Source organism: Varibaculum timonense (assembly GCF_027694345.1).
GTDB lineage: Bacteria > Actinomycetota > Actinomycetes > Actinomycetales > Actinomycetaceae > Varibaculum > Varibaculum timonense_A.
This window is the reverse complement of sequence record NZ_JAQEVU010000001.1, coordinates 338,453-363,117: the sequence shown is the minus strand read 5'-3', so window position 1 is coordinate 363,117 and position 24,665 is coordinate 338,453. Positions and strand designations below refer to the sequence as shown.

General features: G+C 48.5%; 10 protein-coding genes. 1 reads left to right on the top strand and 9 read right to left on the bottom strand.

Features of this window, described 5'->3' with window-relative positions; translation table 11 throughout:
* Positions 1 to 148: 148 nt before the first annotated feature.
* From PG728_RS01495 to PG728_RS01475, 5 genes are all read right to left on the bottom strand, one after another.
* Complete coding sequence (locus tag PG728_RS01495; protein WP_270625331.1) at positions 149 to 7,009, bottom strand: beta-galactosidase; 6,861 nt, start codon at positions 7,007 to 7,009, stop codon at positions 149 to 151.
* 75 nt (positions 7,010 to 7,084) lie between these two features.
* Complete coding sequence (locus PG728_RS01490) at positions 7,085 to 11,263, bottom strand: family 20 glycosylhydrolase (protein WP_270625329.1); 4,179 nt, start codon at positions 11,261 to 11,263, stop codon at positions 7,085 to 7,087.
* A gap of 419 nt (positions 11,264 to 11,682) precedes the next feature.
* The gene (locus tag PG728_RS01485) at positions 11,683 to 12,588 is read right to left on the bottom strand and encodes an alpha/beta hydrolase (protein WP_270625327.1); all 906 of its coding nucleotides are present in this window, start codon (positions 12,586 to 12,588) and stop codon (positions 11,683 to 11,685) included.
* Positions 12,589 to 12,610: 22 nt separating this feature from the next.
* A complete protein-coding gene (locus tag PG728_RS01480) occupies positions 12,611 to 13,423 on the bottom strand; it encodes an alpha/beta fold hydrolase (RefSeq protein ID WP_270625325.1) in 813 nt (270 codons plus the stop codon).
* A gap of 25 nt (positions 13,424 to 13,448) precedes the next feature.
* The gene (locus tag PG728_RS01475; protein ID WP_270625324.1) at positions 13,449 to 14,822 is read right to left on the bottom strand and encodes a sugar porter family MFS transporter; all 1,374 of its coding nucleotides are present in this window, start codon (positions 14,820 to 14,822) and stop codon (positions 13,449 to 13,451) included.
* A 354-nt stretch (positions 14,823 to 15,176) separates the two neighbouring features.
* On the opposite strand from PG728_RS01475, the gene PG728_RS01470 reads away from it, so the two are divergent.
* Positions 15,177 to 15,869, top strand: coding sequence for a GntR family transcriptional regulator (locus tag PG728_RS01470; protein WP_270625321.1), 693 nt, complete (start codon positions 15,177 to 15,179; stop codon positions 15,867 to 15,869).
* A gap of 91 nt (positions 15,870 to 15,960) precedes the next feature.
* Here PG728_RS01470 and PG728_RS01465 read toward each other — a convergent pair whose 3' ends face one another.
* The 4 genes from PG728_RS01465 to PG728_RS01450 form a co-directional block, all read right to left on the bottom strand.
* Positions 15,961 to 17,187 carry a hypothetical protein gene (locus PG728_RS01465; protein WP_270625319.1) on the bottom strand — a complete coding sequence of 409 codons (1,227 nt, stop codon included), beginning with the start codon at positions 17,185 to 17,187 and terminating at the stop codon, positions 15,961 to 15,963.
* A gap of 530 nt (positions 17,188 to 17,717) precedes the next feature.
* On the bottom strand, positions 17,718 to 18,536 hold the full coding sequence (locus PG728_RS01460; protein WP_270625317.1) for a hypothetical protein: 819 nt from the start codon (positions 18,534 to 18,536) through the stop codon (positions 17,718 to 17,720).
* Positions 18,529 to 22,311, bottom strand: a complete 3,783-nt coding sequence (locus PG728_RS01455; RefSeq protein ID WP_270625315.1) for a hypothetical protein — start codon at positions 22,309 to 22,311, stop codon at positions 18,529 to 18,531. The genes PG728_RS01460 and PG728_RS01455 overlap by 8 nt, the downstream gene beginning before the upstream one ends.
* 4 nt (positions 22,312 to 22,315) lie before the next feature.
* On the bottom strand, positions 22,316 to 24,553 hold the full coding sequence (locus PG728_RS01450) for a hypothetical protein (RefSeq protein WP_072509875.1): 2,238 nt from the start codon (positions 24,551 to 24,553) through the stop codon (positions 22,316 to 22,318).
* Positions 24,554 to 24,665: the final 112 nt, after the last annotated feature.

Sequence of the window (24,665 nt, the reverse complement as noted above, 5' to 3'; positions counted from 1 at the left end):
CGACCCCGATAAGCACATATTGAAAGTGATTATTTCTCTTAATCTTTTCGATTTTTACCTAGATGAGCAAGCCCTAACCCTAGATATTTGCTCCGGCTAAAAATTGGTGGGGCAAATCCCTGATTGGGTTTTCGCCCCACCAATTTGGTTATTTATCTTCCAGCCATCGCTGGCGGTAACGCACCCCGATTCCTACTCCCAATGCCAATAGCGCGATTAGTAAAGCGGAAATGCCCTCGGTACCGGTACGCCCCAGTCCCTCTTTAACGGTCGTTCCCTTTGCGGAGGGCGTTTTAGCGTTTTCTGTAGGAGTCGCCTGCGGGGAAGGATTAGCGGGATTTTGCGGATTATCCGGCTGGGAAGGATTCGGCTTTTCTGTCTGATCCGGTTTGTCCGGAGTATCCGGTTTATCCGGGGTATCCGGTTTATCCGGTTCAACTTCCCCAGGCTTATCCGTTTGCGCAGTTACTGGCGCTAAGGCATTCATCTGGGAAAGATGAACCGCGCGCAGCACTACGTTTTCTGGCCCCGCATCAGCTTCTTTACCAATAACTGCAACTGCCGCCGTGTTCTTGCCGTTTAGATTAAGGAAAGCCGCCGGGATAGTGAAGGAATCCTGCGGGCCGATATCACCGATATAGATACCGGTATTCCAGCCATTGACAAACAGTAACGCCTGAGAATGGTCGGTTCTAGTCTGCTGGGTATCGCCGAAACGCCGCGATAATACCTCTAAGCGGAAAGCTACATCGGCATCTTTAGGAACGTTTAAATCGAAAGTGGATCGATACCAGGTAACCCCGGCCTCGTCCGCGTGCATATCTGAGGCCGCGGTCCACTTCGAGTCATCTAGACCTGGCAGATGCCAGCCTTGACGCTCGCCATATAAACCACCGTTATTGTAAAGACCACGCGCTTTATCTTTAGTGCCGCTCTTATCGGCAGCGCCTTGAATCTTCCAGGTAACTTTCCCGTCCTGAGCGGGAACAGTAGCTGAATACAATCCCCGGTTTTGGCGTGATAACCCATTATCTGACCAGTCCAGGTTTTGCCCCAGGTTATTTACTAGCACCGCTAACACTACTTTATCGCCGGCTTTAATCCCTTTAGCAGTGAAAGACTGGTCGGTGCCCGCGGCGCTGCGAGCGCCCAGCGACTTCCCATTTGCCCACACTTGCATAAAGGCGGGGTTCTTGCCATGCCCGGGCACTCCCGAACCCCCGTTACCATTTAGAGTAATAACTGGGGAATCACTGCTGGCTACAAAAGTAGCGCGATACCATACGGAGCCTTCATAGAAACCGTAATAATTGGAGTCCAGAACCAGTCCATTTGTACTGGGAGCTTGCCATTCTTGGTTACGCTGCGTACCGTTAGCTGCCTGCCAGGCGCTATCGTCAAAATCGATTTCCTTTTCCGGAGCGCCCTCCTGTTTCACCCACTTTAGCTGGGGCGGCTCATAGCTTAGCATCTGCGGAATAAATTTGGTGAAACCGGCATAAATACCTTCGGTTTCGCTTACTCCCGCTTTTCCTCCATTCCAACTCGCGCTCTTTGCGCCTTTGGGAAGCAGCACGTAGGGAGTTTGGCTCTGAGAATCTGTAGTGCCATTAACCTCGGAATTCGTGCCGTTTAAGCTCCAGTTACGAGCGAGCTCTGCGCCCTCTACCGCTAAACGTTTGCCGCTACCTCCATCACCGGTATTTAGTAACCAGGTGGTTTGTGCGTAGGTGCGGTCAATAATCCGCAAACGCAGCGTATCTCCCGCACTGGCTGCCCTATCTGAGGCAACCGGGGTGATAGTAATATCGGTAGGTTCGGCAGAATACTTGTAGTTCAAACGCAGCGTCTTATACTGCTCATTCCAGGTAACCTCTACCCCTTTAGGCGCTTTCACCTGCGGCTTAACCGGGTAACGTAGCATAGTTTCCCCATCGTCTCCCGCTACCCCGAGCAGGTACTGTACCTGGGCATTATCGGTAGCAATCGGGGAACCGAATAGCTGCGAGGTCGTGTATAGCAGTTTTTGTCCCGCAATTTTCATATCCGCGCTCATCAGCAACGCATCCCGGCCATGCAAAGTCAGAGCAGTTCCCGCTTTTTGTGGAATCCGCGACCAAGAGTTTTCTCCATCTTTGACGCTGGTTCCGGTATTAAACTGATCTATTGCCTCTTTATCGGGGAATACTCGCAAAGCATCTAGCGATACGAAAGTACCTTTAGAACCCGCAAAAGGCTTACCGGTAACTTCAACTTTTAAGGTGTGTTTACCGGCACTTAACCCTCGCACGCTATATAAAACCTGCTGGGCGCGCGCGGTGTTAGTGACTTCTTCTGCGGTTTGCCCCACTTTTTCCCCGTCAATATACACATCGGCTATGCCGTGATTACCGGAGAAAGCCCCAATAATATCGATTCCTATCCCATTGAAGTCATAGGTATAAGAATCACCTTTACGGGCAGAATAGGTTTCGTCTCCTTGATAATCCCCGCTAGTCCAGTTTTGCCCGGTAGCATATTCCCAAGATGAGGCAGTCCCGACGGCGGGATTATATTTAATAGCCGGGTCATTATTGTTCACCACTACCCAGGGCGTGGCGCTGGCTCCCAGGACGTTGAGCGCATCTAGCTGGACTTTTGTGCCCCCAGTAGTAGATCCCTCGGCGCTTTGCCCCAGCACCCGCACCTTCAGGGTATGTTTACCGGCGGGAAGATTACTCTCAGAGAACACAACTTTTTGGGTAGGTTTATTCTGTTCGGTTCCCACCCAGCCAGTTACTACCTGTTCAGCCTGGTCATCGAGCTTTACCGCGAATTTTCCATGATCGGTTCCGGTGGCTACCGCAATCTCGATTCCCGTGCCGGTAAACTCGAAGGCGACTTCCTCGCCCGCTTTGCTGGCCTCGTGGATACTTCCTTTCCAAGCTGAATCGTCCTTAACCGACTTCCAACCCGTCGAATACTTTAGCTCGCTGTCATTATCATCGTGATTAAACCTTGCCCCCACTCCGGCGGCATTGGCTAAATCCAAAGCAAAAGTAAACTTATTGGTACTGGTGTCATTGGTGTCATTCAAAACAAACCCCAGAGTGCGCCCACCGTTACCGGTAGCTGAAAGCTCCGCTGCACCCTCGGAAGAAATCCGTTGATACCCTCTAATCTGGGCGTCGCCGCTGACCCTCTTAATATCGGGTTTAGCTACCGGATTAGAGGTTACATATTGGGGATTGGCTTGCAAATAGTAGGCAATCTCTTTTTGCGCCCCAAATTTGTCTTTCCGAATCGTTCGATCTTCGTCTATGCCAGCCCCATAGTCGTAACTGGTAAAACCAGAGGAAGGAGAACCGGTATAACCCCAGTTAGTGCCGCCAAAAATCATGTAGTAGGTATAGGCTTTCACCCCGTTACCGGCAAGGACTGTCCCCCACTGGCGCACAAAGTTTCCATCGGTGAAACGGGCGCATTTTTCGGGAGTAAAGTTTGCTCCCCAGGGAGTGAAAGCACCTCCTTGCCCTTCGGCAATAAAATGCGGACCTTTCGGTTCATAATTGCGGAAAGTCTGTTCAACATCATCGAGGTTCCCGCGTCCTGCCCCGCAATTGAAACCCAGAGGATAACGATCATAGGTGTAAAAATCAGTGCTGCCATATTTCCCTGCCGGGTTTCCGGCTTTATTCGGGGCAAAGCGTCCTGCCAAGCCCCAGTCATTTTCAAACAGGGGAACAGTTATCCCATCGGTCCGCACAAAGTTGCTCAGCTCTTTTAAGAAGGCGGTAGTGCTGGGATTTTCTGTCAGCAGCTCATTTTCCACCTGATACATAATGATGGAGCCGCCCCCCTCGGTAATCAGGTGTTTCTTTGCGATATTGTTAAAGGCTTTCAACCAGCTCTTAGAGGCTGCCAGGGCTTTCGGGTCAGTGGAACGCAAAGAGGACGCCGCATAGTTAGTCATATATGCGGGCAGACCTCCCATTGAAATCTCGGCATTGACGTAGGGACCGGGACGAGCAATCACATATAGTCCCTCTTCCTTTGCCATTGTCAGCAACAGGTCAATATCGCGGCGAGTGCCTTTATCAAAATTGAACGGACCGCCCTCTTCGCTTTGATGATCGCCCCAGAAGAAATAGAAAGATACCGCATTAAATCCGGCTGCTTTTATCTTTTGGAGGACGTCGCGCCAGGCCTGGGGGGAAGGGATTCGCCAAGGATGGAACTCGCCCGCCCAAACTTGTAGACGCTCGCCATCTATTTTCAAAGAATGATTATCCCAGGTTACTTTATGCGGTTTACCGTCATTTCCGGGGAAACTATAGCTGCTCTTAGGGTAAGAACGCTCAGTGCTTTCCCAGGTGGTATCGCTTTGGCTGGTTTGAGTTCCCGGCCCGGGGGATGTTTGACCGCTAAGGGATGGAACCTGAATAACCGCGCTGGCCAGACCGGTATCACTCTTACCGTCTAAAGACTTTAATCCGCTGGCTTTTGCGCTCAGTTGCGCCTGGTAGCTACCTTTGGGAACTTTTTTCAGGTCGGCATAAACCTTAAAGACCGAGTTCATCTGTTTTCCGGTTTGATAGGAACCGTTTACCGGTATGTATTCTTTATCCAAAGTGGTACTTACCGGCACACTTATTGCATTTTGGGATTCTTTCGGGGTCAAAGTTAAACTCAAATCCAGGTTATTCTTACCTTTGCCCGGAGCCGAAACATATCCGATTAACTGCCGATTAGCTTTGCCAATTCCCTTTCCTTGGGAATCGGTGGCTAGCGGAGATAATGCGGAGGAAATCCGCCAGGTGACCTGAGAGCCGTTAAAGAAACTGGTGTCCGCAGCGTTTAGGGCAGTTGCTTGTTGGGCAACCCCACCTCGGAAGCGTTCCCAGTTCTTATTAGCCTGGTTTGTCCAGCCCATCTCAGCGTGAGCTAGTAACCGCGGGAACGCAATATACTCAATATCTGCCAGATTGCGCACGCCCTCGCTCCAGACTGCGCCCTCGACCCCCAGGATCCCTTTATCGTCACTGAGCCCCATGACCTGCTGGGGCTGGGCATCATAGGCGTGTTTCAAAGTGCACTCCCCGCCGGGGCAAGCCCAACTGGGAGCCACATGGGAGCGGTCTTCGCGTTGGGGATAATAGAAGTAGCTGGCGTTAGAGACAATAAATTTGCCGCCTTTAGCTACGAAATCATTGCGTAGCTGGGCACGATTAGCAGCCGCCGAGTCGGTGTTCCACCACTGGACTACCCCACCATTGTCGGCAATCCCGGCGGTTCCCACGCTCTTTAAGGCTTCATCCCACACGATGGGGGTTTGCTTCATGGCTTTTACTTTGGGCAGAATCTGCTGCATATATTGCAGGTAATGCTGGTGATTCATACTGTTAGCTTCATCGCCGCCAATATGCAGATAGGTGTTGTTAGAGTTTTCGGCCAAAATCTTCAAAACATGCTGCATAAAGGTGTAAGTGTGAGGATTTAAAGCATCCAGATTCACTTTCATATTGTTTTTCGAGTAATTTGGCTGCTCAATCGTGTCTTGGCCGCCCTGCGGCTTCGGATTAGAGTTTTCCGAGTTCAGCTGCGGTATGGAATATAGCGCTGCCTCTGTGTGACCGGGAGTATCGATCTCGGGAACAATCGCTATCCCTAATTTATTGGCAGTTGCCACCATTTCGCGGTAATCATCCAAGGTGTAGTAGCCGGTGCGTCCCGCCTGGGGTGCGCGGTCAATATCTCCGGCTCGTAAACCGGCACTGCCTCCGCGTTTAGCCAGCTGGCTATAGTCAATCGGGTCAGCAGCGTCTTTGCCCTCATTCGGGATATCAATCCGCCAGCCCTCATCACTTAGATGCAGATGCAAAGTGTTCATCTTGAAGCGGCTCATAGAATGCATCAGCTTGATGACTTCATTCTTGGGAATGAAGGAGCGCGCCGGGTCAAGCATTAGTCCGCGCCAGGAATAGCGAGGACCGTCTTGAATAGTCATCGCCGGTATCGGCATTAAAGATCCTACGGTAACTTTGGGAAATACTGCCCACGGCCCTAGCAATTGCAAAAGCGATTGGGTTGCCCATAGCGCCCCGGTGGCACTGCGCGCGGTGATGGTTACCCGGTTTGCTGCAATCTTCAAGGTGTAGGCTTCATTCATTTGCTCCTTGCCTACCCCACTGACGGTTAAGCTCGGATCGATAACGTAATTAATCTGAGTTTTAGCACTGGAGCTGGCCGAAATCGGTAGTTTGTATCCGGTGGATTTAGCTAACGTTTCGGCAAGATATTTTGCGGGCTCCCCAGCTAAGCCACTGGCAGTAATCTCGCTATCTTGGGTGAGGACGAACCGGGAGTTATCCGCGGCAAGTTCAGCTTTTTGCGGGTAGGGAATCAATTGATTCAGCTGGGCTAGATTTTCGTTTTCTGTCGGGGTGGGCTGCGCAGCTAGAGTCCCGCAAGCGGCTATTTCCCACAGCGATAGTCCCCACTGCTGCGATTTGCCAGAAATCTGCATTTTCAGATAGCGCATTTTTTCGCTGCCGTTAAAGGTGTGCTCGGTACTTCCCGCTTTTTTACCTATCTGGTCGGTTACTAAATCCCGCCAGGTGTTGCCATCATTACTGGCTTGCAACTTGTAGGGTTTACCGAAAGTGTTTCCCCAATAAAGTTGCACCTTATTGATACTGGCGCTTCCGGCAAAATCGATAGTCAGGGCAGCATCATTGTCGCTTCCGGCGGCAGACCAGCGACTGGCAGAGCTTTGGTTATGTACTGCCGGAGTAGCTTTATCATCGGGACCGATATTGCCATCAACTGCCAGTTCTGGATCTTTTTCTCCCGCAACTTCCCGGCTGGTGGCATTTACCGTTTTCCCGACTGCCAAATTGTCTGCGCACAGAGCACTATCCCCAGGCGCGAGCGCTTGGGCACTGCTCGCTGGGATTAGCACCGACATTAAAGCCACTGCCGCTGTAAGCACACTGGCATTTGCCCGGCGTTTCCAACTAACCTTACTCATTTATTTACCTTTCCCAGCCTCTTTGCTCAGATTCTTATATGTCCTTCGCAAGCGTCTCGCCGCTTCGTTCCACTTTTACCTGCGAGTTCGATGTCGGCTCAGCAGCAACACTCCCCCAAATCCGATACTTAGCGCCGCTAGTAGCAGCGATAGCTCACTGGAAGCACCGGTGGAGGGCATCGCAGAAGTAGTTCCCTGTTGGCGAGGTTTAGCGCCCGGCTTCGACCCGGTGTTACCAGGTTTTACCGCCCCACTATCTGAGCCTGCTCCTGGTTTAGTATCTGGTTGCCCGTCGGGTTTGCTAGGTTTATCAGGGTTCGGGTTATCGGGGCTGGGCTCCTCAGGCGAGAGCGCGCATTTTTCTTTTTCAGCCGCGTTCATATCGCGAACGCCCTGTTCCGTAGTCACCTGGGCATTAGCAGTATCAAGCACCCATTTAGCTCCAGCTGCATCCCAAATATATTCAGTAGTGGTAACACTGCGGGTCTGCATAACTTTGAAGGTCTTACAATTGCTGGCTTCTTGCCCTGGGGAGTCAGTCCAATCGCCTTTTACCACCTGCGGAGCCGGTTTTTCGGGTTTTTCCGGCTGCGGCGGATCAACTTGCCCCGGGTCGTCGCCCATATCTAGGGTCCATTCGCTCTTTGCGCCCTCTTTAAACCTAAATAGGTCACTCGCGGGCTTCGCTACAACTTTGGTTTTTCCATAGGGCAGCGGAACTGCCTGCTGCGGGGTTAGCAGCCCATCACCCAAGTAATAATTAACTCCCGTAACTGCGGGCACTAGGAAATATCCGGGATATTCTTTCCCTTGCGCCGTTAGGGGTTGCTTTTCAGCTAGGGGAGCAACCGGGGTTACTTCCGTTCCGTTTTGGGCACAGACAGCTCCGAAACGAATCTCAGCTGCACCTCCAAAATCATTTCCTGCCTGGGAGTTCAGCTGAACCATCCGCACGTATTTGCCACTTAACTGTTTGTCAGCTGCAAAGTTAAATACTTGCGGGTCAGCGTGATTCTTCAAAGAACCACTAATGGCGCTCTTCCAGTCGCTGCCATTTTCGGATACTTCAATCCGGAAATCTTTAACCCGCGAGTTTTCTTGCCCGCTGCGTGCCGTATATTCAAACCCGGTAATCACGCATTTTTGCTCTGGAGCCGCTTTGAGCTGTGCGGTAATGGTGTGCGGGAAAGTACCGGCCGGAGCAGCCCAGCGGGTGTGCCAATAGGTATTGGGATCGCCGTCAAATGCGGCGCTTACCGGCCCGGAGGGTTTTGGCTCATTATCTGCCTGCGAGGAGGCCGTAATGTTTTCATATCCGCAATTCGGGTCATTCATCGTGGGGCATTGCGCAACCGGATTTAGTAGTTCTTCGCGATTAGACACAATGGTGGCAGTGACTTCGGCACTTCTATTAGCCCCAATCTGGGTGGCGCTAAGTTGATGACTACCGGCATCTTGTGGTCGTAACACTTTTTCTGCCTTGTCAAAGAATGGCAGATAGTATTCGGCGCTTCCATCTGCCCCAGGCATTGCCAGGAATTGGGTTTTACCGTTCCAGGCGAGTTTTACATATTTGCCGGGTTCAAACCCGCTTAGCTTTACTTTTACCCGCTCATAGGGGCGGATGAGATTCTTTTCAATGGTGATAGTCGGTTTTTTACTTGCATCCCAGGGGCTATTTTCACTGGGATCGGGGGCGCCATTTGCCACATTTACCGTAAAGGTGGTTTTTTGTCCGTTTGACCCCGTAATAGTACCGGTGTAGGTTCCGGGATTCGCATAGGGGTGTTTTCCGGTCACTTTATATAGCGGGCTGCTATGTAGGGCATCTCGGGAATGGCTTTGGGTGAATATTGCCGGTGAGGGCGCGGAGCCGTCTCCCCAATCGATAGTGGCGCTGAAGGGAGTGTCCCCGAGGGCGGAAGCGGCGTTACCGGCTTTCGTGATTTGCGTTCCCTCAGAGTTTTTCACAGTGCCGGGAGCCGCAAATTCGCCAACCGTAAGATTCACGGAGCGGCCCGGCGCAACTTTTTGGTCTACCCCCGCTAAAGCGGTTTGCCAATTGGCTTTGGGACCGTCAAAGAAATTCACTGCCGAAACCGCGAGCCTATCTCCCATAGCTGCCATGCGCTGTTTGAACTGGTTTACGTTTCTCTTCGCTTGTGGAGTCCACGCTACTTCCGCGTGAGAGATTGAGCGCGGCCACATTAACCATTCTGCCTGGTATCCCCCGCGAATAGTTTCTGACCATTGCACGGCTACTGTCCCTACAATGCTGCTTTCGGGAATCCCTTTGATTACTTGCGCCGGATCCCAGTTATAGTATTTATCGAAATCTCCAGTTCCGCTCCAGGTTAAACCGATACTGTTACCACCGGGAACTCCATATTTCATATCGATATAGGCGGTCGAGGCGTTCGATACCGCGACTTTAACGCCCTCGTTTTGAATTGCTCGTTTCGTGTTAGCGGTACTACCGGTCCAATACTGTACCAAGTCCCCAGGCTGTAGCGTGTTTGAGGCTATTTCATTCCATCCGATTGGAGATTTGCCTTGATCGCGAACTGCTTTCGCGGACATATTCAGAAATTCGTTGAATTTGTCTTTCCCAAGTTTTTTAACCATATCCTGGGATTCGTCCCCTCCGATATGAATAATTTTACCGGGGGTAAGCCCGGCTAGCTGTTTAAATACGTGGCGAACAAAATACTGGGTGTGCTTTGAGTCCGGATCCAGGTAGGAGTAACCCACATCTCCCGTTCCATTAGCGGGGGCAACCTGCCATTTAGCCGGATCAGTTATGGCATTGCCATCGGCATCTACAGTGCCATTATGAGAGGAGTTGGCAGAGTTTAATTGCGGGATGGCGGCTAGCGCTGCATTGGTGTGTCCGGGCATATCAAACTCGGGCTGGATCGTTACGAAACGGTCGGCCGCATATTTGACCAGTTCCTTATATTCTTCCTGAGTGTAGAAACCATGATGCCCCAATTCGACTACGTTATCGTCTGCCTGCTGACTAGAGCCGGTTAAATCCTTTAAGGAATAGGCTTCCGAGTTCCAATTCATTGCGGTTTTGCCGGAAACCTCGGTGAGCCTGCTGTAGTCGATAGTGTCCCCAGCTTCGCGTCCCTCATTGGTTATTTGCAGCCGCCAACCCTGGTCATCTGAAAGGTGTAGATGTAAACGGGAGCCTTTCACATTGGCAAAAGTGTCAATCATTTGTTTTAAGTCAGCGATTGTCAGGAACGAGCGGGCTACATCGGCTTGTATCGCGCGGTGTGCAAACCGGGGCGCATCCTTGACCGTAATCGCGGGGGCTAGCCACTGGGTATTTACTTGATGGGGAGAATAGATAAAGGCGGGGAATAGTTGCAGCAGGGTACGGGTAGCGTTCCAAACCCCTTGCGCGGATTTTCCGACAATCTCTACCCCGCTTTCACTGACCTTTAAGCTATAGGCTTCCTCGATATTTCCACTGGTTAAACCGGTGGTGTCTAGACCAGTGTCTACCCGTAAACTGATTTGCCCATCTTTGCCCACTGGCAGGGGAAATCCGGTGGAGGCACGCATGGTTTTGGCGGTCATCTCCGCTACCGCTTTAGAAGCGGAATCAGTTTTGATTTTAGTGTCTGCGCCTAATTCAAAACCGCCTTCTCCGGGAGTCATTTCAGCAGGCAGTGGAATCAAATTAGGCTGGGCAGGAGCTACCGGTTCCGCCCCGTCCCATACCTCAAATTCGTATAGGGAAACCCCGTATTTAATTCCTTGGAAAGGGGTGCGGCTCTCGGCCTGCATTTTCACGTATTTCCATGTTCCATTAGCGGTAGCGGCATTGAGTTTTTGGGTATCTGTGCTGGAACATTGAGGGCGGATAGTGTCGCTGGCTTTTTCCCAAGTGGTTCCGTCATTTGAAACCTCTAAATGATAGGAGGCGGCACAGGCCGCTTCCCATTTAATAGTTACGTGGTCAATTTTGATGGCTTCTTTTAGGTGTACCGCAATCCAAGCCTGGTCACTGTGATTGGATGACCAGCGAGAATCACCGCTGTCGTTACCATCAATAGCGGCCTGCGCTTGCCATTTATCAGCAACTTCATTACCGGAAGCACTAACGCTCGCGCCATTGGCTGCTAATGCTTGATTAGTCGGCTCCGCAGCCTCTGCTGTCCCAATGCCGGCTGGTAATAATGCCGCTAGTGCCAGAGCGCCTGCCCCTAAAAGGCAAAACACCTTTTTAGACCGGTTAAACATTTCCTACACCTTCCTGTTTCGCAATCCCGCGATTGCTGTTGCTACCCAATCAAAACTATTTAAGGAGGTACTTTAGGGGAAGCGTCTCCCCAAAGTACCTATTATTTTTGCCGCTACGCTCCCTGTCAGTGTTGTTTATACCGATTCCGCTCCCCAGAACCAAAGCTAGTTTCAAAGACCATCAGGCACGCCCTATCACGAGGGGGCAAGCTTAAGTCTTTCTTCACTTCTTTGTGTCTTTCTGGCTGCTGGTACAAAGACAGCGTCTTTACTGTCGAGGACGTACACTCTTGGTTTCAAGAGCGCTCTCAGTTTAACAAAAGGAAATACTCAGGAACTAATCCTTAGTTGAAAAACTAGCTGACCTTTCAGGGTAGCTATGATTAAGCAATCCAAACAAGCAGGAAATGCTGTTAGGGCTAAATCCCCGCTGATTTTAGCGCGTTAATCACCAGTTCGCGTGCCTGCTGGGCAATCGCCGGGCCTTGCAGCCCTAATACTCCATGGCAGCTACCGGGCAGCAGCGTTAGGCGCACTGGAACGTTACTTTCCGTTAAGGTCTGCGCAAATCTAATATCTTCATCCCGCAAGGGATCGCATTGGTTGGCTACCAGGAAAGTTTCCGGCCACCCTGATAAGTCGCTGGCTCTGCCGGGAGCCGCATAAATATCAGCTTTTTCCCCACCTAGATAGGCTTTCCAACTGGCTTTAGCGTTGGGCAAATCCCATACCGGGGTGTTTTGCCCTCCTTGCATCGAGACTGTTTCCAGCCGATCATCTAAAACTGGCTCAATTAGAAACACACGGTCAGCAAGTACTATCCCCTGGTCGCGACTGAATAAGGTTACTGCTGCCGCTAGATTGCCCCCGGCGCTATCCCCATAAATTACGCTCGGGAACGCCGGAAACTCTGTTTTCACCCATTGCCAGCCCGCTACGCAGTCCTGTAATGGCAAAGGGTAGGGGTTCTCGGGGGCGAGGCGATAGTTGGGGCTAACAACACACTGACCAGTTTCTGCCACTAGCTGTCCGTTCCAGCCATCATCGTAGCGAGCTTGTCCCGCAATCATTCCCCCACCGTGAATACTGTAGATAACCCCTTGCGGTTCGCGGTTTTCCGGACGGAATACTCGCAGTTCAACCTGGTAACCGTCTTTGCTTTCCACCTGCACTATTTCCCGGGTGATACCGGCAGGTAGCGCAATCTCGCCACTGAGCATTTTTTCGCCCGCTGCCCGCATTGCCGGCGGATCCCAGGCCATTTGGGGTGGAACTGTGTCAAGAACCGCGGCTATCTCGGAATCTAAAAGTATCTTGCTATCCATTATTCTCTTCTCCATTGAAACTCTAATAATCTAGACTAGCCAAGAAATCGTCACAAAGCGCATAGAACTCGGCTTCTTTTTCACGGCGTACGCAGTGACGGGTTCCCGGAAGAATCACCGTCTTTAAGTTATGGTTGCCCAGGTTTTCGATTTCTTTTAGCCGTTGCGGTCCTATCAACACGTCCTCACCATCGGAGGTAATGAGCAGAGTCGGCATAGTGAGCGAGCGGGCAATCTGTTCCCAAGGCTGCCTCGGGCTAACTTCCCCGAGGGCAACAAAATCTAAATCGACTTGCAGTTTCCCCTGTAACCAGCCGCAAGCTTCCGCGAGCGACCAGCTGGAATAGTCTCTGCGGTTTTCCGCTAATGCCGCGGAGACTTCGGCTCGCATCCATTTAATTCGTTTCACCAGTTCCGCTGCGCCTTCTTTGTATTGGGCAGCCTGCTTTGGCGTTAGCCAGGCAGGTTCTTCCAAAATCAACGCTTTAACTAAATCTGGTCGCCAGAAAGCTACTGCGCTCATTACCGCTGCCCCCATTGAGTGCCCGATTAATATAGCGGGTTCACCGCCGTTAAGGTGCTCAATCGTGCATATCATATCGGCGACTTCGGTAGCTAGCGGATCTAGCAAGGCTTCACGGCTAAAACGAGGCGACAGCCCATGCCCACGTGCGTCTACACAGGCTACACGGTAATCGTTTGACCAGTATTTTTGCAGGCTTGCTAGCGAGGACGCATTATCGGTAACCCCGTGGGTAGCGATAATCAGTGAACTATCTGTAGCTCCCGCCATGGTATAGACCAACATTTGACCTTCCGGAATTGTCTTTTCCATAGTACTTACCTTAACTTTTTGCGCGTTAGCTGGCGTAGTCGCGTTCAATTTCTTCTAGGGTTTTCCCTTTGGTTTCCGGAATAACTTTCAACGCAAAAATCCCCAGTACAGCGGAGGTTAGCGCATAAACCCCGAAGGTTCCCGGACCACCGAAGGTTTCAAATAGGCTAAGGAAAGTAAGGGAGACGATAAAGCTCATAGTCCAGTTCACGCCGATAGTTAAACTCATGGCGGTACCGCGAACGCTCAGCGGGTAAAGCTCGGAAGCAATAATGAACACTACCACGTTCAAGGTGGAGGCAACTGCCGCGATATATCCAAATACGCAAATTAAACCAATAATTGCACTGGTAGTTCCCTGACCGCCTATAGCTAAATCAATCGCCAACCCAGCTAGGAAGATGGTCATTAGGAAAGAGCCACTGGCCAGCAGCCGGGTACGCCCAATCTTGTCTACTAACGCCATACCGATAAAGGTGGCAACAATATTGATTGCCCCCATACCTACGGTAGCTAGAATTGCGCTACTATCGCCTAGACCTGCTCCTTTAAAAATAGTGGGGGCATAGAATACCACCGCGTTCACGCCGGTTAGTTGTCCTAGAATCTGCAGGCCGATTCCGGCGATTAATACTCGGCGCAAGCGGCGCTCCCCCAAGGCGCGAAAACCTACGTTTCCCTGTTCCCCACCAATCGAAGCCTTAATTTCGCTTAGCTCGTCCTCTACATTTTGACTTTCCCGAACGCTTTGCAGAACCTGCCGTGCCTTATCGACCTGGCCATCTAATGCCAGCCAACGCGGCGACTCCGAAAGAGTGATGATACCGATCCCAAATAGCAGCGCCGGAGCTATCGAAATCCCGAACATCCAGCGCCAATCATGACTTACGCCGTGTAGTGCATAGTTCGCGATATAGGCAAGCATAATTCCGGTGACAATCATCAGCTGGTTTAGGGCTACTAAGCGTCCGCGAATATGGGCGGGAGCTAGTTCCGAGATAAACACCGGAACGATATTGGAAGCAGTACCAACCCCTAATCCGAGAATCACCCGCGCCACAATCATTATCGGTACATTGGGGGCAAAAGCCGCAATAATTGCCCCCAATACGAAGATTGCTGATGCCGCAATTAATACCGGTCGTCTGCCGAATCGATCAGATATTCTCCCGGCACTAAGGGCCCCAATGGCTGCCCCTACTACCAGGGAGCTAACCACCATTCCTGAATGAATAGCGTCCAGGTCAAAATCTTTTGTCATTGAGGGTAGAGCACCAGAGATGACTCCGCTGTCATAACCGAAAAGTAACCCTCCGAGAGCAATCACGAAAGTTGCCCAAATTACTCGTTTACTTGTTACCTTATTCGCTGGTGCGATTGGTTTATAGGACGCACTCATGGTTTTCTCCTCTTTTAGATTTTACTATCCCCTCAAGTAATGTCCCTGGATTTAAACGAAATCGGCTAGCTCCATCACTGCCGTACATCTCATTGAATCTCAGCGACCAAACCAGCCTAGCATAACACTAGGTTTAGTTAATAACTCTAGAGTAATAATGTTGATTGCAGCTTACTGAGTGCAATCTAGGTATCTCAGTTATCTGCCATATTCATTAAAATGCCACAAAAATCTGTTTTAAGAGTTAGCCTACGAAGAGAGCTAGTCAATGCTTTAGCTTGAGGTGGCGCTCGCTTACCCGGCGTCCCGGCTCGAACTGACACAATTTAATTCCCTTACCCCTCACCTAAAGAAATGAAAAAATACGAGATTATCATCGAAAAACTCTCCGATTTAATCGACCAGGCGCAGCCAGGAGACCGTCTCCCCACTGAACGGGAGCTAGCAACACAATTCCAGGTCAGCGCCATGACCGTACGGCAAGCTTTACAGTTTCTACAAAAGGGAGGACGGCTACGCTCTGTTCGAGGCAGCGGTACTTTCGTTACGGAACCGCGAGTATTAAAGAGCGCTACCTCCCAATCCTTTAGCGAATGTATGCGCTCTCAAGGCAGAGTTCCCGGATCTAAGCTGCTGGAAGCAGCGATGCGTCCTCCAAGTGAATCTGAAAGCGAAAAACTGCAAATAGACTCCGAAACCTTTGTTTACTGCATTAAACGCATTCGCCTAGGAGATAACATTCCGGTGGGCATCGAACAAGTAATTCTTCCTGCCCACCTTTACCCTGGACTGCTGGGTAATAATCTAGAACAATCTCTTTACGATATTTTAGATAAGCAGTACCAGAATAAACCTTCCTTAAGGTCTTTAAGTGTCCGTACCCGTCACGCTGACGCTGCAGAAAGAGCCGCCTTAGAAATCAAATCGGATATTTGCTGTTTCCAACTGCAAATACTGGGTTGTGACATGAAAAATAACCCGATAGAGATTACCGATGGACTTTATCGAGGAGACCAGTATGAACTCTCGGTAAATCTTTCACACTAGCCGCTAAGATACCTTAAAAATATGGCTTTTAGCAGTATTTAATAGTCGCTATCGGTTGCTTAAGCTATTTAAGCAACCGATAGCAAGTTTATTATTGGGGTTTACTCGCAATATCTCTTATCACTTGCGAATCTGATATTTTTCCTTTCAACCCTTTAATCTGGACATTCTTAATAATTTTTCCTGAACTTTTATCAAAAACTACAATACGGGGCGCAGCGAAGGAATCACGGCTATCTTCTACCAGCACGGTAACCGTGTTTTTATCGGAGGAAAAGTGATAGATAATCTTGGAGTTCTCACTTTGATTGTCATTGCGTAATGCGTCGTTAAGAACCGTGGTTTTCCCATTTTCCACATTGGTTTCATAAAGAACGCCGTAACCGCTAAGCCATATTAGTTTTCCCTTTTCGTTCAGAGAGTGCGCATCAAGCCCAACTTCAACGGCATTCTCGGACGAAAACTTTTCAGAGGAACCATTTTCATTAACGACAGGTAGCCAATTAAGTCGCCCTGTGTTTGCGTCAGCAACCACGAGTGCAAGAGCACATTCGTCCTCTCCGCCCTCTGGGCACCGACCCATATGAGGTGCTAGCTTGGTATCTCCTGTTGGCTTTGCCCCATCATAAATAGTAAACGATCCTATAAAATAGATTCGATTTTGAGCACAGGGAGCGTCATTAGCATAAAAAGAGAATTCGGAAGAAGGCATACTTTGGGTATTCAAATTCCGATGTTTCACTGCTCCTTTATCAACAATCTGATCGAATATGAAACGCCCATTACTGACTTCCGATGCCTTGGAATAGGCGGTATAAACATTATCACCACAGGCTGAAATCATTGGATAGAAACCGACTGTTTCTAACTTGTGATGGACGCTAGAACCCGGTCGGGATACCACAACCTCTTCATGATATTTTTTGCCCCGTCTCCCCCCATTGTAGACTCCAACGCGCGTCAAACCGTCACTGAGCGTCACCAGACCATCCATCAGGTCAATCCGGTTGCCCTTAACTGAGGTAGTTCCCTGTTTCGTAATCCAGTGCTCACCGTTAGTATCAGCATAATGAACGCCCTGTTGTGTCCAGGAAATCTCTCCTGAATCCATTCCCGAATGCGAAACTAAATCGTAACTACCATCGTCGCGAACAAAGATTGCGTATCCACTGCTAGGGCTGGGTAAAATTCCCGTGTTTCGATAGGTACTCGTGAAAATAGCCCATTGGTAACTATCTAAATCAACCTGGGTATCTGAACTATTTTTAGAACAGGCGCTCAAAAGCGGGGTTGCAAGGGATAATACCATCAACGCCATAGCCACTCTTAGACATATTCTGCTTTTCATTTTTAAACTCAGAAACGTTGATAGGTAACAGTTTCAATAGCACACTTCATGTCACTATAGTTAATACCAGGCGTCTTGTTTACTAGCTCAAACATCAATGAGGACTTTTCGCTTTTCCCTATGAAGTTTGATGCAGTATCAGATGATGAAGCATGAGCGACACAGGGTTAGAACAAGCTCCAACAGAGACCAGGTAGACTCGCTCTAATCATTTTATTGATTTTCATTATTGCAATTCCTTTCGTTCATGCCACCGTTGCTGGTGGTGGGGTGGGCAGCACGGGAATTTGGGCTGCAGCCTCCTCTTAGAGACAACAAAACATTAACCTTAGCTTTACCTTACTTACAAAAATAGCTAGGTAATGTCCGAACTACGGACTGCCCGTACTCGTGCAGGTTTAGTGTCCCAGGCGTTAATAGCTACTGCTCTGACACCATAGGCAGCAATGCCAAGTTAATAGCTGAAAAGCTCAGCACCAGCAGATTCTTTGCCAACTATTTTAGAGCGGCCAGGTTAGCTTAAAAGGAGTCTTCCCCCTAAGAACCCCATCACGGCACATAGAATACTTTTCCCGAAAAGCCCGAAAACCAACGCCATATTCATCACTCCGCTTTTCGGTGTAAGCCTCCTCGCGTTGCGCATAAGCCGTGGCATGAGTGGAATACAGATATTGAATCTGCGCCCAAGTAGCCATCCCCTCATAAACGCACAAGGTTTTATCTTTTCCGTAGACTCTCTCTATAGAGGCACGATCCCAATTTATGTACTGCCAAATATGGGTCAGTTCATGAATAGTAGTACCCAGCAAAGCCAAAGCAGGAGCCCCATTTTCAACATGAAGCGAATACCCGGCAGACGACTTTACCGCATAGCCTAATGTCCGACCATCAAACCCAGGAGTTGCTTCAAAAGTTTCCCCACTACCCTTGGCGATTTCCCGAGCATTTACCATAGAGACCTGCATAGCCACTGCAATATCTATCTCGAAAACCAACTCCATCTGTTTCTTAGCCCGCATGAATAGGGAAACGAATTGGTCGCGAGTAGAGATGGCGGTTTCGGAGCAGCGCATACATCTCTCGCGACCATCAGCCAGGCGCTCAAAATCTCCCCCCATTAAAGGAGTCATACAAAAATCACAGTAATTCGTTCCCTCTTCCCCGATTTGTATATTTGGGGCATTAACCGGATCGCCCAATCTGGTTCTAGTAAACGGAGAGTCGTTAAAACCAGCTAAACCCAGAAAATCCGCGACACCAGAAATATCTATGGTCTGTCCCGAGAGCGAACCGGAATAGTCTAAATAGCTGCTACGCATCTGTGTCTACCTCCCCACCTTTACTACCAGCAGTGCTATCATCATCACCAGAGCTCTCCCCCTCGGTTACCGGCGATACCTCAGCGACCTGTTCACTAGAATCTTCACTATCTTTACCGGAGGACGAATCAGGTTTTTCTAAATCAGAGGTCACTACCTCTGCTTTATTAGTTTTGCCATCCACCTTTATCACCACCGGTTCCATATCGGGAACGAGTTTTACCTTAGGCTCGCCCTCCTTGACGGAAGTTTCCTCAGCGCCGGGGCTAGTCCCAATCGTTGCCGCCTCATCTTCTGCTAGCTCCTCAGCTCGGTCACCGGTATCCACAGAATCTCCATCTGGCGTCATCGCTTCATCTGCTGGTTCACGCAGATTTTCCGGCTCTACCGCGCTATCATCGCCCTCAGTAAAATCAGGGGAAAGTGGATTTTGGGAGTTGTCCGCTCCGGTCTTTCCTCTACCAAATAAACGCTTAAACCATAGTTTAATTCGCTGCCCCAAAGTGAGTTTGGTCGGTTTATCTTTCCCCTCAATCGGATCTGTAGGTAGCTTAATATGTTTGCGTCGCAACAGGTATTTAATAAACTCTTTAAATCGCCTCCAGAATGGCAATTCTTTATCGAGCGCCCTTTGTGATTCCTTCTCTTTGCGCTTTTGTCGAGCCTGCACTTCTTCCATGCTTTCACCAGGGAAGCTAATGGTTACATCTTCAGGTTTAACTTCAGTACCTTCCGATTCAACCGGAGTAGTTAGCCACAATAGATAATCAGAAAGGATATTGAAGAACCGCTCCCAGTTACGTTCAAAAGCCTCCAGCAAACCTAAATCAATATCACTATCTTCGATAATGTAGATTCCTTCAGATATAGACCTAATCCCCTCTTCGGTTTCTTTTTCCTTTTCAGAGGGGTTCTCTACCGAGCTAGCTGCCCAAGCCTGGGCAAGAGTAAACTCTGGCAACAATCCCTCGAATTCGTCACCTGGATAGGCAGTGCTCGCCCATAAAAACTGGTGAGAATCAGGGAAAATACTAACAAAAAGCTCATTTAGTAACACCGCTAGACTAGCTCTAACTTTAGGATCAACCCCCGGACATTTAAGGCATAAAACTTGTTTATCCACATAAGAACGCGTAGGTAAATCGGGCAAATCCACTCTGCGCATATGCGTTAAATCTGAGCGGCTCGGCAAGTCCAAATATCCTTTAGTAAGTGCTTTAACCTCCACTATCATCCGCTGAATCCTTAAAGGACTGCCACTGAGATGGGAATAGCTTGCCCCTTGAGGACGAATATTAGAAATCGTAAAGTCTAGCAGCGGACGGTAGGCGGGTCTGCCCTCCACATGATCGGATGCCCGCCTTAACACCACCTGTCTGGCATTACCCACCTCAATGGCTTGCACCTGATAATACTTACCCCCATAAGTAAGGAACTGACCAGGTAAAACACACTGAGCTACATGCCCACTTAAACAGGCGGAAATATAGTTCTGTTCGCACCGTTCATCCTCAACCACGAAATAAGAAGTATGTAAACCGTTAAGGACGTGAGAGAAAACAGTGATATCGGCAAGCCGGTAGGAAAGAAGAAATTTTCCTGCTTCCTCCTTAGGAGTTTTTGTGACCTCAAATATGATGCTATCTTCGGCTACTTGGAAATAGCGGGACATCATTTCCCGTAAGCGAGTAATCGCTAAAGGCTCACCAATATCATCAAAACCGCTATCGTCCTCTTTAGTTTTCTCAGTATTTAGCTTTAAGGAAAGATTCTTTTCGATACATCCGGATAACTCTAAATCTTTTACAATCGACTCGAGAGGAACTGAAAAAGTAACCAACTCCAGTAAAAGACGTAACACTGTACTACGGGTAGAACGCGAATAGTCTGAAACTATTGTCGGAATTGCCTTGCGATCTGCGTGGAACATCCTACGGTTATCAGCCATATAGTCGCGCAGTAAATAGTCTTGACTGATTAGGTTTACAAATCCGTTAAACGTACTACGTGAACCATATAAGCGTAATGACTCATGCACATTTGCTATTTCATCTTCTACTATCAAGAAGGAGTGCTTTTTTTGCTTGAGCGCTGGAGGGTTAGGAAGCGGCAAAAAGGAATCTTGAAAAGCCTGCTGGGAATGAGGCATTTCTGCATAGCTCGTTATCGGTTCTGCATACTGCCCGGCAATCCAACTCATATCTAGTACCGGGTAGTTTTGCCCACCTACCCAACCAATTTTTTCAACGTTATATTTCATCGCAACGGCAGCAAGTTCCGTACCCATACCCAGATCGCGCACCACACCCGGGATAATTCGCGAAATCAAGCGTTCCCCTTGCCCAGCCCAAACCACATCTGAACTGCTACCTCGATTAGGTTGAGTGGCTATAACCGAGGTGAAATTGGTTTTAAGAACATGAGAGAGGGTATCAACCAAGCCATCAGCATTACGGTCAAAAGCCGCAAATACTGGAGTATGTTTCTGAGACACTTGCGCAGCAAGCACCCCTAAGCCCAGTTGGGAAGTAGCAACTATCTTAGAAGGTTCGCTTAATAAGACTATTTCTACCCTTGATAAAAACTCATTATGGGCTGCCAGCACTTGGTAGCGGTGTAAATCAGCCGCCCGTAATACCCCTACGTCAAGATTATCCACGGGTATCTCTCCGATTACCCCCACTGACCATAGATTCGGGATTCCAGATATATCCTCTAAACCTTGGTTAATCCAGTTAGCAATATCGCTGGCATTAGCATCGCGCCCCACAATTATCAGACATTTTCCGCCTTCTAATAAGCGCACGTAGCATGAAAAAGAAACGTAGGAAGTTAAATCATGATAAAAAGGCGTACAAAAGAGGCAGCTTTTTCCTTTCAGAAGATTCAAACCCGCTAACATGAGGTTTTCATCTATGTCAATGCCTTGTTTCTTGAGACGATCAAAATACTCCCCGTAGGTTCGTTCAGTTTCATCATCAGATTTTCTTAATTTATAAATGGCATTAAAACTCTCAGAAGTTACGGGGCTACTCAGCTCAATACCATCATCGAGAATCCGCTCGGGAAAAAGCTTGCGATAGATTGCCCGTAGGGCAGAATAGTTAGAAACGTGTCTGTTTTCTTCCGATTCCCCGTAGAGAGAATCCTTAACTTCATCATCGGTTAAACCATGTAAGGCATAATAAAGTTCCCCCAACACTATGGTTCCAAATAGGGGGAAACAAATTGCTCCAAAGGCAGGCAGTTCGGGATAGGCTTTAATCGCGACAATGATACCCAAGGTACACAGCACAGATCCTACGAAGAACGCACAATAAAATGAACGCGTTTTCCCGAATCGGGATTGAATATACCAACGATTAGAGATGGAATCATAGTCAAAGAAAAGCTTTACGACACTAATTCCGAAGAAATCATCCCCTTGAAAGAAATTGGTAGCAAAGCGACGATACATAAGTTTTATTACCATAAAAACTATGATTATGGCTGCATTTTCTATATAGAAAAACAGAGAAATAGAAATATAGTTCTTCAAGATGGGAAAATAACTAAAAAGCCAGGCAAATACCACTTCCTCTAGGGTTTTATTAAATAAATAGAGGACTATTAATGCCACAATTGTGTAAATAAATGCAACCACGGGCATAAATATTTGTTGATGTCGGCGCGTTCTAGGAATATTGACCAGCCAAGGTAAAAGTATGAAACCTAAGTATCCGATAGCAGATTTACAAGCATCAAATAGGGACACAGCGGAAATTAACCCATCCATTTTCCTATTGGTCTCCTCTCTGATTATCAGCGACCACTGGAGAGCCCCCAGATTGGCTGGATTGCGGTTTTACGTAATCGTCTTCCTTTTCATCAAAGATTTGAGAAGATTCTGGTTCGTAAAGAGGCAAACGAAGCAGAGTAAAACCGGAAACAAAGTCATAGGGAGCCTTTACCATTTCTCCAGAATCATTAAACGGCATGAAGGAATCTCCCGGTTGGAACCGGTAAAGCTTTTGTACCCTCTCTTCAGACTCAAAGTCTCGTTCGCAGACCCCGTCATAATAACGCTCGATCCTGATATCACCGCCGACAGACAGCACGATTTCTCTTTCATCGCGACGACGCGCCTTTATCCGCTCAAGGATTCGATTCCAGCGAGCACGATCTTCATTCAAATGCTCTTTTGCTCGCAGCGAGCCTCTTAATAGTTCTCGTCCTCGTCTATAGGTAACATATCTAGAAAGATACGCAGAAAAAGCTTTCGCTCCGTTTTGGACATCTATTGCGCTTTGATGCAGAAAATCATTCAGCTGACCAATCTTATTACGCAGGGTGAGCCACATTCCTATTAAAGCTACTAGCCCCGATAAGGATAAAACCAAAATAACAACTAAGGTCATCACGATACCGCCCCTAAGGCTGGCGCTTCCTTTGGTAGCAGCTGCTATTAAGTAAGGGACAAAAGATATTACCCAAACAGACAGGGCAACTACCCAGGCGATCAGAGCCGTCGGCATGGTCATCCGTTCGCGAATCTCATGGATAACATTGAGTTCATGCTTACGTAGCTCTTTTTTTAAGGCTTTTTTGTCAAGAACATTAGTGGTAGCTGGCAGTAAAAGCGGCTTAACCTGCTCGTTCAAACTCTCTTCAATATCTGCACGGGTAATGTCATCTAAGATCAAGGTCGAAGTGGGGATAGCAGTGGCGACTTGTCGAGCTTGCGAAGTGCTGTAGGCAAGCAGTTGTGCCGGCTTACGAGAAAAACGCCTAACCTTTGCCGCAAGCTGGGAAAAATCTTGTTTCCATCGGATATATTCAGAAACTGGACGATCGGTAAACAGACCATATCCAGCCCTACTAACACTTAGCTGTTCTTTATCTACCCGCTCGAAATCTACGTCAATCTTTTGTCTAGCCAGTATCTCATCCATATCCGCCTTGGAATCAGGCAAAGGTCGTTTAATAAGGCGCTCTAACACTTTCTCTGCCGCCCGAAGCTTAGACATATGGGCATTAAGCATCTCGGAGAGATCTTGAGAACTAATCGAAACCCCAATGCGGTAGAGACGATCGGCTTGGAAAGTGCTAGGCGGAACTTGATTTACCGCTAAAGAAAGAACGGATAGCCAAAATCTCAACTCGTCCTGTTCATATCCAGAGTTCTTTTCCTCTAGCATTTCGTAAACCGCAAATCGAGTCATAGTAGGGTAATCATTGCGTTCAACGAAACGTGAGGCGTCTCGCTCTTCATACTGTTTCCAAACTAGACCTAATTCAACATTTTCTTCCGGAGTAATCGGAGCTCGAGTCGCGATAAAATATACTTCCGCCGGGCGCAACTCTTCCATATGGTAAACCCGAGAAATATCTTTATGCCGTTTTACTTCACCAGAATCATAGTTTTGTCTTTTATAGATACGGGATACTTCACTGTGACGCGCCCCTATCCAGGATATGGCCTGTTTGAACAGATACTCGTTTCGCTGAGAGGCAGTGAGCGCTTCTAGACGTTCTTGATCTTGAGCGGTCAGCACCCCGGCTTCCAAAAAATCATTAATCGCCTGATCAATGGTCTTTTCAACCCGTTTATTAGTTTCGGCATCACAATAGGTTATTACCGGGATAAATCCCTTAGCACTTAAAGAAGGGTAACCCAATAAAACGTGAGAAAGACGAACTAATGCATGGTTAGAGTGCTTTAGGTTTAGCTCAACCTGGGTATTATCTAGAAAGTCAAAAGGATTCTCTCTATTTCGATTCTCCGGTAAATCATAGCGAGCTTTTCTCACTTGAGATTTTGTGTTTCGAGGATGATCTACTACCACTGCTCGCCAAGCAGTTTTTCCTTTAATAATCGCTGGCAAATCCGGTAGAACTTCCCGCAGCGTGCGAGCATTAGGAGACTGATTCCAAGAACAAAAGGCAATATCACCCATTTCCTCATAAGGTGAAAAATAGATTCTTGAATTATCAAAAATCGATTTAGCTGCCTCGGATAGGATAATAACGGTAAACACTGGCTAATCCTCACTTGTATTGTGTGCTAGTCACCGTAAGCAGGGCAGGTTGTTTCTAACCGAGTAAACCCAGGGTTACGCTACGGTGACCAGCACCATCAAAACACTCTTA

Coding starts and splice junctions, on each gene's coding strand:
- PG728_RS01495 (WP_270625331.1), bottom strand. CDS start 7,009: ATGAGTAAGGTTAGTTGGAAACGCCGGGCAAATGCCAGTGTGCTTACA.
- PG728_RS01490 (WP_270625329.1), bottom strand. CDS start 11,263: ATGTTTAACCGGTCTAAAAAGGTGTTTTGCCTTTTAGGGGCAGGCGCT.
- PG728_RS01485 (WP_270625327.1), bottom strand. CDS start 12,588: ATGGATAGCAAGATACTTTTAGATTCCGAGATAGCCGCGGTTCTTGAC.
- PG728_RS01480 (WP_270625325.1), bottom strand. CDS start 13,423: ATGGAAAAGACAATTCCGGAAGGTCAAATGTTGGTCTATACCATGGCG.
- PG728_RS01475 (WP_270625324.1), bottom strand. CDS start 14,822: ATGAGTGCGTCCTATAAACCAATCGCACCAGCGAATAAGGTAACAAGT.
- PG728_RS01470 (WP_270625321.1), top strand. CDS start 15,177: ATGAAAAAATACGAGATTATCATCGAAAAACTCTCCGATTTAATCGAC.
- PG728_RS01465 (WP_270625319.1), bottom strand. CDS start 17,187: ATGGCGTTGATGGTATTATCCCTTGCAACCCCGCTTTTGAGCGCCTGT.
- PG728_RS01460 (WP_270625317.1), bottom strand. CDS start 18,536: ATGCGTAGCAGCTATTTAGACTATTCCGGTTCGCTCTCGGGACAGACC.
- PG728_RS01455 (WP_270625315.1), bottom strand. CDS start 22,311: ATGGATGGGTTAATTTCCGCTGTGTCCCTATTTGATGCTTGTAAATCT.